Origin of the sequence: Paucibacter aquatile (assembly GCF_002885975.1) — a bacterium.
GTDB lineage: Bacteria > Pseudomonadota > Gammaproteobacteria > Burkholderiales > Burkholderiaceae_C > Paucibacter_A > Paucibacter_A aquatilis.
The window spans coordinates 16,653-26,579 of sequence record NZ_POSP01000003.1 but is presented as its reverse complement, the minus strand read 5'-3'; the positions used below and the strand labels follow the sequence as shown (position 1 = coordinate 26,579).

Here is a 9,927-nt window from a genome sequence, read left to right as displayed (position 1 = left end):
CAGCGCGCGCCAGTTGTAGAAAATCACGGCGACCAGCCCAAGGCAGGCGGGTCGCAGCCAGCGATGTCACGAACTGCGGCTTGCCAAGGCAACCCGCATTCCATCTCCCGGAGAAACACATGAGCAACACACCCGCCAACCGTCCCCGTCGCTTTGCCCTCAAGGCCGGCGGAGCCATGGGTCTGGCGCCCTTGTTGATCGGCAGCGGGCCCGCGACGGCACAGTACGGCAGCAGCTACGGTCGCGCCCCAGCACCGACACCAGCGCCGGCCCCCGTTCCTGCCGCCCCTCCCTCGACAGCGCTTGCCGCCGCGCCCGGTGCGCCGACCGGCCCTGTGGATGAGGTACGCCTGGCCTTGCTTCTGGGCAATAACGAATACCCCGCGCAGCAGGACCTGCCGCCGATCCCAAAGAACATCCGTGACCTCAAGGCCTCGCTGGAAGCCAAGGGTTTCGCGGTCACCGACGCCCTGAACCTGGACTTGCCGCGCTCACGCGCCGCCATCGACGCGTTCTCGCGCACCGTGGCCGCATCGCCGCCGAATGCGACCATTTTTTTCTATTTCGCCGGCCACGGTGTGCAAGACCAGGCTCGCAATCTGCTGATTTCGGCCGGGGTCAACCCCAGTGTGCTCGGTGATGTGCAGAACGGCAGCCTGGAGCTCAATCTCGATGTGGTGGGGCCGCTGGCGCCGCGCACCACGGGCGCCACCTATGCCGTGATCGACTCCTGCCGCGTGTCGCTGCGCAGCGCGCTGCGTGACCGCGACGGCCTGAACCAGGTCGAGGCCCCGGTCGGCTGCCTGATTGCCTTCTCCACGGCGGCGGGCAAGCCGGCCATCTCCTCGGCTTTGCCCACCGAGAACACCTTCTACACCGCCTCCCTGGTCAAGGTGCTCAACGCCAGCAGCGAGGACACCAGCTTTGTCGACCTCTTCAAGATGGTTCGGCGAGATGTACGGGACACCATGCTGAACCATCCGATCAAGGAGATCCGCATGGTGGCGCAAGACCCCTTCATTGCCGACAACACCCGGGTCAATGTGCCTTTGCATCGCCGCAGCGCAGCCCAGATCGCCCAGGCACAGGCTGCGACCCAGGCAGAAGAGGAATCGCTGTGGCGGGAGATCCAGGCCGGCCTCTGGCCCGCCGACATCGTGCGCCTGTGCAGCAAGTACATCGAGCAGTTCCCCCAGGGACGGCGCCGCCAGTCGGTGGAGGTGGCCTTGGAAGGCGCACAAGACTCCGCCAAGATTCTTCAGCGCAACGACGTCAAGCTCTACAAGAGCTCGTTCCACAACACAGCGGCCCAGAATCCCACCCTGCAACAGGACATTGCCCGCGCCGCTCGCGGCGACAAGGACGCGGCCAAGCGCATCGGCGTGATCTACAAGGACGGCAGCACGGGGCAGGAGCTGGGCCGCTATGAAGGCTGGCTGCAATACGCCGCCTGGCTGGGCAATGGCATTGCCAGCTACGACCTCGCCCTGCTGTACCGAAAGCTCGACCAGCCCGACCTGGCTGCGCGTTATGAGTCGCGTGCACGCGAACTCGGTTTCACGCCGCCGCCATCGCTCAGGTCCGGCTTGAAGTGATCCATTGAGGGGAAGTTCTGAACAGCTCAATCACCTCGCTTCACCCCCAGCTTGGCCAGGATGGATTCCATCAGGCACCAGCGGGTGAAACCACTTTGCAGCAGATTGGCGCCCACGAATGCGGTGAAGGCCAGCCACCAGCTAGAGACGAATACGGGGCTGCCAGGCAGGCCCAGGGCGAGGGACAGCAAGATGAAACTGCCGGCGACGATGCGGACGATTTGCCAGGTGCTCATGAGGGATGCTCCTTGTGAAGAATGGGTTTGAAGACGTAAAAGAACAGGGTGGAAGAGGGCGGTGGCACCCGGGGTCAGGGCGCCAGTAGCAGATGCTGGCGGTGGCGGTAGGCCGCGTAGTACAGCGTCGGGATCACCACCAGGGTCAGCAGGGTGGAGACAAAGATGCCGAAGATCAGCGAGATGGCCAGGCCGTTGAAGATGGGGTCATCGAGGATGAAGAAGGCCCCCATCATGGCCGCCAGGCCGGTCAGCATGATGGGCTGGGCACGGGTGATGGCAGCGCTGACGATGGCGCGCTCAAACGGCAGGCCTTCGCGCAGCTGCAGATTGATGAAGTCCACCAGCAGAATGGAGTTGCGCACGATGATGCCGGCCAGCGCGATCATTCCGATCATGCTGGTGGCCGTGTACTGCGCGCCCAGCAGGGCGTGGCCCGGCATCACGCCGATGATGGTCAGCGGAATGGGCGCCATGATGATCAAGGGCGTCAAGTAGGAGCCGAACTGCGCCACCACCAGCAGATAGATCAACACCAGGCCCACGGCGTAGGCCGCGCCCATATCGCGGAAGGTCTCGTAGGTGATCTGCCACTCGCCGTCCCATTTGATGGCATAGCCGCGGTAGGCATCCTGGGGTTGGCTGATGAAGTACTCCGTCAGGCCCGCGCCATCGGGGGCCTGGATCTTAGCGATGGCCGAGCGCATGCTGAACATGCCATAGAGCGGGCTGTCGATGGCGCCGGCCATATCGGCCACCACCAGGTTCAGGGGCAGCAGATCCTTGTGATACACCGGCTGTTCGCGCACTGTGTCGCTGACCGTCACCAGTTCGCGGATAGGCACCAGGCCGCCGCTTGCCGAGCGCACGGCGAGCGAGAGCAGGGCGTTCAAATCCCCTTGTGACTCCGGCGGCAGTTGCAGCAGGGCCGCGGCTGGGTACTTGCTTTGCTGATCGTGCAGCCAGCTCACGGCTTCACCCGCCTGCGCCGCATGCAAGGTCGAAACAATGGCCTGCTGGGGAATGCCAAGCAGGGCGGCCTTGCGGCGGTCCACCAGCAGCAGCTTGCGCGGCGCGGCAGCGATGCTGCTGTCGTCCACATCGACCAGGCCCTGTTGCTGCGCAAACACGGCGCGCACCGCCTGGGCCACCTGGCGGCGGCCCTCGGCCTCGGGGCCGTAGATCTCAGCCACGATGGGCGAAAGCACCGGCGGGCCCGGCGGCACCTCCACCACCTTGACGTTGGCGCCAAAGCGGCGGCCGATGGCTTGCAGGGCCGGCCGCACGCGGGTGGCGATGGCATGGCTTTGGGCCTTGCGCTCATGCTTGTCGACCAGGTTCACCTGAATGTCGCCTTGCTCGCTGCCGGCGCGTAGATCGTACTGGCGCACCAGGCCGTTGAAGTTGATGGGCGCTGCCGTGCCGGCATAGGCCTGGTAGTCGCTCAGCTCGGGCATGGTGGCCAGATGAGCGCCAAGCTCGCGTAACACGGCCGCGGTCTGCTCCAGCGGGGTGCCGGCCGGCATGTCCACCACGACCTGGAACTCCGACTTGTTGTCGAAGGGCAGCATCTTGAGCAGCACCAGCCCCGCTACCGGCAGCGCCAGGGACAGCGCAATCAGGCCAGCAATGCCCAGGCCCAGCCAGCGGCGATTGCGGCCACCGGCCCGGGCATCGAGCAAAGGCTTGAAGACCCGCTCGAACAGCGGGGCGAGTTTGGCGGAGAGGCCATGCAAGGCATGGGGGTCGGTCGGGGTGTCGGCCGGCAGGGCCTTCATCCACAGGCGCGCCAGCCAGGGCGTGACCATGAAGGCAATGGCCAGCGACAAGAGCATGCCCATGCTGGCGTTGATGGGGATGGGGCTCATGTACGGGCCCATGAGACCGGACACGAAAGCCATGGGCAACAGGGCGGCGATCACCGTCAGCGTGGCCAGGATGGTGGGGCCGCCGACTTCATCGACCGCGCCCGGGATGATGTCCTTGAGGCTGCGCCCCGGGAACAGCTGCTGGTGGCGGTGGATGTTCTCCACCACCACGATGGCATCGTCCACCAGAATGCCGATGGAGAAGATCAGCGCGAACAGCGAAACGCGGTTGAGTGTGAAGCCCCAAGCCCAGGAGGCGAACAGGGTGACGGTCAGTGTGAGGATGACGGCCGTGCCGACAATGGCGGCCTCGCGCCGGCCCAGGGCGATGAACACCAGTGCCACCACCGAGGCGGTGGCGAACAGCAGCTTCTGAATCAGCTTGCTGGCCTTGTCGTTGGCCGTAGCGCCATAGTTGCGCGTCTCGCTGACCGACACCTCGGCCGGAATGACGGTGTTTCGCAGCGCGTCGACACGTTGCATCACCGCTTCGGCCACATCGATGGCGTTCTCGCCGGCTTTCTTGGTGATGGCAATGGTCACCGCAGGGAACTCGCGGCCAGGGCTCGCATCGGGCGCGCTGCCCTGGGCCTTTTCGCCGTGCCAGACGTAACGACTCGGCCGCACGGGGCCGTCCTCGATGCGCGCCACATCGCGCAGGAACACCGGCTTGCCACCGTGCACACCGACGATCAGCTCCGACACTTCGGCCGCGCTGCTCAAGAAGGCGCCCGCTTCCAGCGCAATGGCGCGGTTGTTCTGCAGCAAATCGCCCAGCGGCAGGGCCAGATGCGCGCCCTGAAGGGCATGGCGCAGGTCGGCCACGGTCAGGCCGCTGGCGTTCAGCCGAGCCGGGTCGATCTGCACATTTACGGCACGGCCGGGCCCGCCGATGCTGCGCACCTCACGCACGCCGGGCACGCGCTTGAGCTCGATCTCCATGCTGTGCGCCACGCGCTCCAGATCGAAAGCGCCGATTTCACCCTGCTCGGCAAACAGGGTCAGGGTGACGATGGGCACATCGTCAATGCCCTTGGGCTTGATCAGTGGGGTCTGCACGCCGAGATTGGGCGGCAGCCAGTCGGCATGGCTGGCCACGGTGTCATGCAGACGCACCAGGGCCTCGGTGCGCGGCACACCGACCTTGAACTGCACCGTCACCACCGCCAGGCCCGGCCGCGAGACCGACATCACATGCTCGACCCCGGCCATTTGCGACAGCACCTGCTCGGCCGGCGTGGCCACCATCTGCTCCACATCGCGCACGCTGGCGCCAGGGAAGGGCAGCAGCACATTGGCCATGGTGACGTTGATCTGCGGCTCTTCCTCCCGCGGTGTCACCAGCACGGCAAACATGCCCAGCAACAGAGCCAGCAAGGCCAGGAGCGGGGTGATCTGCGCCGTTTGGAAAAACGCCGCGATGCGGCCCGAGGCGCCCAGCGGCGCGCTCTCACGAGGGTCTTGCGGTTTCATGCGAGACGGCTCCTTGCTGTTCTTGTTTGCTGGCTGCAGCTGTGGCGGCTGCTGGTTCAACGCTGGCGTGCCGCGACTTGCGGTTCCAGGGCTATGCGTTCGCCCGGATTCAGGCCCGACAAGACCTCGACCTGCCCTCCCTTGACCGCGCCCAGGCGCACTTGGCGAAGGAGGGGCTTGCCTTCGGCGTTGATGACGTAGACACCGCTCATCTCGGCACGGCTCAGCACGGCGCTCTGGGGCACCCGCAGCTGCGAAGCCGAGCTCAGGCTGGCCGGCAGTTGCACCCGCGCGAACATGCCGGGCACCAGGCCAGGCAGGGCGGGCAGATCGATGCGCAGCTCCATGGTGTGGGCGTTGGCGTCCACCGCCGGCAGCAACTGGTAGCCCTGCGGCACCACCGCCTGGCTCTGGCCAGGCAGCTCGACCCGCAAGCCACTTTGGTCCCGGAGCTGCGCCGCCAGGCTTTGCGCCAAATGGGCGCTGACGCGCAAGGCACGCGGGTCGTAGACCGTGAGCAAGGGGCGCCCCGGCATGGCCATATCGCCCAGGGTCACCGGCAGTTCGGAGATCACGCCGTCGTAGGGGCTGCGCACGATGTTGAGGTCGCCCTGGGTGTGGCTCAGGGCCAGCTGCGCAAGCTGCGCCTGGGTCTGGGCCTGCATGGCCTTGAACTGCGCCTCGGCCTGATCGAGCGCAGCCTGGCTGATGTAGTGCTGCTGGTGCAACTGCTTCTGGCGCTCGTACTCGCGGCTGGCCAGTTGCAAGCTGGCGCGGGCGGCCTGGGCCTGGGCTTCGCTGGCCTGGCTGGCCTGCTTGCTGGCGCGGGCGTCGATGCGCAGCAGCACCTGGCCTGCTCGAACCCGGTCACCGGCCTTCACCTCCAGCTGCACGATGGCCCCCGACACCTGGGCCGCGAGGGTGGTTTGGCGCACGGCCTCCACCCGACCTTCCGCCACGCTGCCCTGCAAACCCGTGGACGGGCCCACGACCAAGCTTCGAAGGGCCGGGGCTGTGCTGGCCTGCTCGGCGCTGCGGCCTCCTGCCGCGCCGCCTGCCGCCACGCCGGGAGTCTGCAGAAACGCCGCCATCAAAACCAACAGGCCGAGCGCAGGCCCGTGGCGACGCGGCAAGACGGTGGCAGGAACGGTGTCGGCGTGATTCATCTGAAACCTCGGCTGGCTGGACAGATCAAAGAAGTTGCCATATTATTTGCGCACAAATGCAAATAGTCAATTAATCAAGCAATCAGAGACTCATGTGTTCAGGGGATTTCGACCGCCTGGACCGCCAGCAAAGGGCCCAAGACCATGGAAGCCGCCAGCCCGTCTGAAAACGTCCGCCAATTCAGCCAGCCTCCACACATCGCGCAGGGCCTGACACAGGCCGAGGCAGGCAGCCTCGTTCCCTTGGCCGCGTACTTCAAGGCCCTGGGCGAACCCATGCGTCTCAGCATCCTGCGTTGCCTGTCGGCGCAGGAACGCCATGTCGGCGAAATTGCGCTTCAGTGCCAGGCCACGCCCGCCAACATCTCGCGCCATCTCAGCGTCTTGCAGCAGCAAGGCGTGCTGCTGCGCTACACCCGCGGTGCGCGTGCCTTTTACCGGGTGCGAGATGACGCGGTCTTCGATCTCTGCACCCGCGCGCTCGGCTTGATGTCGCAGACCTCGGCGCTGCAGCCAGCCTCCGCACATGCTTCGCTCGATTCCAACTGAAGCCGCTGGCTTCAACACCGCGCGCCTTACTCGTCATCACAAGGAAGCCAACGCCATGACACAGGCCTTCGACCTCAATATTCACGCGCTGGACGCGCATCATTCGCTGCGGGCCGAAGCCGGCACCTGGCTGCTCGATGTGCGCGAGGCTCACGAGGTGGCACGCGTCGCCTACGACGTGGAGCGTTTTATCCATATGCCGCTCAGCGAGCTGCAGCAGCGCCACGGCGAGCTGCCACGCAACGGCAAGCTCATCGTGGCCTGTGCCGCTGGCGGACGCAGCCAGCAAGCCATGCAGTTCCTGCTGCATCGCGGCCACACCCAGGTGTGCAACCTGGCCGGCGGTATGTCGGCCTGGATGGCCCTTGGGCTCCCGGTTCGCACACCTCTTTGAAATTTCGACAATGTGTAGTCTGTCCGGTCAATGGGAATTGACCGTTATCACCGATGCCTGCTGCGTTTGCGGGGCTTGGAGTCGTGGACAAATTGACCACGAAAAAAAGGGCAAAGATGCTGCTTAGACCATGCTTGAAAGGGTTCCTGCGTGGCATGTTTGCCAGCTCTTGCAGTTCCCAAAGCTCAGCGGCCTCCATCTGAACGAGCGTTGCGAGCGCTTCTAGCTTTGCCTTTGGCAGCGGCTTTTTCCCTTGCTTCGCCAGGCTGATCCAGCCGGATGCAATGTCTAGCTCTCGTGCGAGTGCGTTTTGCCCTCCGCACTTTTCAGCGGCGTTGTCAATCACCCGTCCGAATGTTTCCACTTTTATCTCCGGCTGGTTAACCTCCGGTCGCTTACCTTTTTTTGGTAAGCGCTTCCCGGTTTTGGAAAGTAGCAGGTTAGCACGGGGGCATGGCGTCACTTTTCTCCGAAAGCGCTGCCAGCAGCTCGCCCTCGTCGGGAATGTTCTTGAAGCGCAAAACCTTGATTCCGGCTTTTGTTAGCAGCTGATCGCGTCTCTGGTCTAGGTGTTCTCGTCCTCTGTGGCTTTCGTCATCGAGTTCGATAACAGCGGCGACTTCGAAGGCTTTCGAGCAGATCACGAAGTCAGCGACTTTTCTGTCAAACGTCGCTCTGGTTGGTCTGTCTCGAGTGTCCAGCAGTGCAGAAAACGAAACCTGCGCTAACACAACCCGATCAGGTAATGCGTTTTTCAAGCGGAAGTACATCCCTTGTTCTCGTTTCGTAAGGGGTGTTCGTTTCCATAGCTTGCCTGTTGCTCTCGGTCGGCGCCGTGCTTTGACCAATAGAAAAACGGTCAGTACCACGGCAAGGGGCCATAGCACCTCCGCGATCTGGTGAAGCGTCATCTTCATTTTTCGTACTTATTGGAGCCAACCATGATTCAAATCACCATCGCTCAGACCACCGTCAAGGAGTTCAAGGGCAACAGCAAGACGACCGGCAAGCCGTATCACTTGCGCATGCAAACAGGCTATGCGCATACCGTCGACAAGGATGGTAACAAGCCGCCGTACCCCGAGAAATTTGACCTGATGCTGGACGGCGAACAGCAGCCGTACAGCCCCGGTGATTACCAGCTGCACCCGTCGAGCCTGTACGTGGACCGTGATGGCCGTCTTGCGGTGTCGGCGCGGTTGGCTCCCGTTGCCCGCAAGCCTGCCACGGCCTGACGGGTGCACCCATGGACGGCATGGAAACCGCGATTCACGCGGCACAGCTCGCCCTGCTGCGTATGTCGATGGCTGCGGCCTTGCGCTCTGCCATGGCTGATGACGATCAGATTTTGAGCATTACCGTTGCGGCTCGGCCAGGGCAGGGCGGCGATGTAGACATTGACGTTGAGCTGTGCGGCCAGGCTGGCTTTCCTGTCGGGGGTTACTCGCTGTGAGTCACTCCGCCCACGTGCAAGCCTACGCCGTCGCTAGTTCCTTGGAGCTGGCGGCGGTGCGCGTCCATGAGCTGGACATGATGGGGCGCGGTTTGGATCGCGGTGCCGCTCAAGTAATCGCACAGTCACGCAGCGAGCAAATGCGGCATTGGGCACAGGCCCGCCAGGGCCTCGACGGCGCGAAAGCGCCGGGGCTTGTCTCAGTTCCAACAAGTCCCGAAAGGGCGTCTGAAGAGGCTGTATCGGCCCGCGTAGCGGCAGAGCGCGACGAACTGGCCGACACCCTGGAGTGTTTTGCCATCGACAAAGCGAAGCGACGTTTAGCGCTCTTGCGTCGGTCGGTGGGCTTTGCGGCTCGTTGCCATGCGATCACCGAGAAGGGCCACCGCTCGGATGTGCCGTGGATGGTCACGCTCACCTATGCCCCTGGTCAGCTCTGGTCCTCGCGTCATGTCTCTGACGCGCTACGGGCTATGTATCACTGGTGCAAACGTAAGGGAATCCCGTTTCGTTACGTTTGGATCGCTGAAATCCAAGACGGCAAGCGCCGGGCCGATGGCAAGGGCCGCGACTGCATCCACTACCACATTGTTGTGTGGTTGCCGGTTGGCGTGCGGTGCCCTCATTTCGACCGGCGCGGGTGGTGGCCGTATGGCATGAGTCGCAGCGATGCGCCTCAGAAGGTGGGTAACGCGGTGGGCTATCTGCTGCATTACCTGAAGAAAGACAAGAACTTGGCAGCAATGCCGAAAGGGGCGCGAGCTTATGGCGTCGGTGGCTTGGATCACGCTTCTAGGCGTGCTCGTCGTTGGCTTGGTCTGCCTGCGTTTGTGCAGGCGAATTCTGACATCAGCGACCAATGGCGCAGAGCGGAGGGCGGCGGCTGGATTAGCCCAAGCGGTCGCCACTATGCCTCCGAGTTTCGGCGCGTCGTGCTTGCGGGCGTTGAGGCATTGCAGCGCGTCTGCACCCATACAAGGGCCATTGCAGCCTCTGGCCCGTTCTGTTGGCTTTCGCGGGGGGGTGTGAGCCATGCCTAATGGCTATCAGCAGGGGGCTGTGTGTTTTCCCACGGTCAAGGACGCAGCGCAGGCGTATGTGAACACTTTGCCGCCTGTATCTGCCGTCACTCAGACTAACTGCCCGTTTATGGGGACTTACCTTGTGTCTGGCACTGCTGATCGTGCCTGGGT

Annotated in this window: 10 protein-coding genes; 6 read left to right on the top strand and 4 right to left on the bottom strand. The window is 63.9% G+C overall.

Features of this window, described 5'->3' with window-relative positions:
• Window positions 1-119 precede the first annotated feature (119 nt).
• Entirely contained in the window at window positions 120-1,595 is a 1,476-nt protein-coding gene (locus C1O66_RS03635) for a caspase family protein (RefSeq protein ID WP_102766644.1), read from the top strand.
• Between the two features lie 26 nt (window positions 1,596-1,621).
• Here the strand turns inward: C1O66_RS03635 and C1O66_RS03630 are convergent, their stop codons facing one another.
• From C1O66_RS03630 to C1O66_RS03620, 3 genes are all read right to left on the bottom strand, one after another.
• Window positions 1,622-1,831, bottom strand: a complete 210-nt coding sequence (locus C1O66_RS03630) for a YgaP family membrane protein (RefSeq protein ID WP_102766643.1) — start codon at window positions 1,829-1,831, stop codon at window positions 1,622-1,624.
• Between the two features lie 74 nt (window positions 1,832-1,905).
• The gene (locus C1O66_RS03625; protein WP_102769443.1) at window positions 1,906-5,172 is read right to left on the bottom strand and encodes an efflux RND transporter permease subunit; all 3,267 of its coding nucleotides are present in this window, start codon (window positions 5,170-5,172) and stop codon (window positions 1,906-1,908) included.
• A gap of 56 nt (window positions 5,173-5,228) precedes the next feature.
• On the bottom strand, window positions 5,229-6,338 hold the full coding sequence (locus C1O66_RS03620; protein ID WP_102766642.1) for an efflux RND transporter periplasmic adaptor subunit: 1,110 nt from the start codon (window positions 6,336-6,338) through the stop codon (window positions 5,229-5,231).
• A 144-nt stretch (window positions 6,339-6,482) separates the two neighbouring features.
• Here C1O66_RS03620 and C1O66_RS03615 point away from each other — a divergent pair, with 144 nt between their 5' ends.
• Both C1O66_RS03615 and C1O66_RS03610 read left to right on the top strand, forming a co-directional pair.
• Window positions 6,483-6,887 carry an ArsR/SmtB family transcription factor gene (locus C1O66_RS03615; RefSeq protein ID WP_102766641.1) on the top strand — a complete coding sequence of 135 codons (405 nt, stop codon included), beginning with the start codon at window positions 6,483-6,485 and terminating at the stop codon, window positions 6,885-6,887.
• Entirely contained in the window at window positions 6,865-7,281 is a 417-nt protein-coding gene (locus C1O66_RS03610) for a rhodanese-like domain-containing protein (RefSeq protein WP_102766640.1), read from the top strand. The genes C1O66_RS03615 and C1O66_RS03610 overlap by 23 nt, the downstream gene beginning before the upstream one ends.
• Before the next feature lie 440 nt (window positions 7,282-7,721).
• On the opposite strand, the gene C1O66_RS03605 is transcribed toward C1O66_RS03610, so the two are convergent.
• Entirely contained in the window at window positions 7,722-8,198 is a 477-nt protein-coding gene (locus C1O66_RS03605; protein ID WP_243392696.1) for a DUF2726 domain-containing protein, read from the bottom strand.
• Between the two features lie 24 nt (window positions 8,199-8,222).
• Between C1O66_RS03605 and C1O66_RS03600 the strand changes: the two genes are divergently transcribed.
• Genes C1O66_RS03600 through C1O66_RS03590 form a run of 3 tightly spaced genes read left to right on the top strand, consistent with a single transcriptional unit; the run spans window position 8,223 to window position 9,774 of the window.
• Window positions 8,223-8,516 (top strand): single-stranded DNA-binding protein, encoded by a 294-nt coding sequence (locus C1O66_RS03600; RefSeq protein WP_102766634.1) that lies wholly within the window; start codon window positions 8,223-8,225, stop codon window positions 8,514-8,516.
• An 11-nt stretch (window positions 8,517-8,527) separates the two neighbouring features.
• A complete protein-coding gene (locus C1O66_RS03595) occupies window positions 8,528-8,734 on the top strand; it encodes a hypothetical protein (RefSeq protein WP_102766635.1) in 207 nt (68 codons plus the stop codon).
• A 14-nt stretch (window positions 8,735-8,748) separates the two neighbouring features.
• The gene (locus C1O66_RS03590) at window positions 8,749-9,774 is read left to right on the top strand and encodes a rolling circle replication-associated protein (RefSeq protein ID WP_133155088.1); all 1,026 of its coding nucleotides are present in this window, start codon (window positions 8,749-8,751) and stop codon (window positions 9,772-9,774) included.
• Window positions 9,775-9,927: the final 153 nt, after the last annotated feature.

Coding starts and splice junctions, on each gene's coding strand:
- C1O66_RS03635 (WP_102766644.1), top strand. CDS start 120: ATGAGCAACACACCCGCCAACCGTCCCCGTCGCTTTGCCCTCAAGGCC.
- C1O66_RS03630 (WP_102766643.1), bottom strand. CDS start 1,831: ATGAGCACCTGGCAAATCGTCCGCATCGTCGCCGGCAGTTTCATCTTG.
- C1O66_RS03625 (WP_102769443.1), bottom strand. CDS start 5,172: ATGAAACCGCAAGACCCTCGTGAGAGCGCGCCGCTGGGCGCCTCGGGC.
- C1O66_RS03620 (WP_102766642.1), bottom strand. CDS start 6,338: ATGAATCACGCCGACACCGTTCCTGCCACCGTCTTGCCGCGTCGCCAC.
- C1O66_RS03615 (WP_102766641.1), top strand. CDS start 6,483: ATGGAAGCCGCCAGCCCGTCTGAAAACGTCCGCCAATTCAGCCAGCCT.
- C1O66_RS03610 (WP_102766640.1), top strand. CDS start 6,865: ATGCTTCGCTCGATTCCAACTGAAGCCGCTGGCTTCAACACCGCGCGC.
- C1O66_RS03605 (WP_243392696.1), bottom strand. CDS start 8,198: ATGAAGATGACGCTTCACCAGATCGCGGAGGTGCTATGGCCCCTTGCC.
- C1O66_RS03600 (WP_102766634.1), top strand. CDS start 8,223: ATGATTCAAATCACCATCGCTCAGACCACCGTCAAGGAGTTCAAGGGC.
- C1O66_RS03595 (WP_102766635.1), top strand. CDS start 8,528: ATGGACGGCATGGAAACCGCGATTCACGCGGCACAGCTCGCCCTGCTG.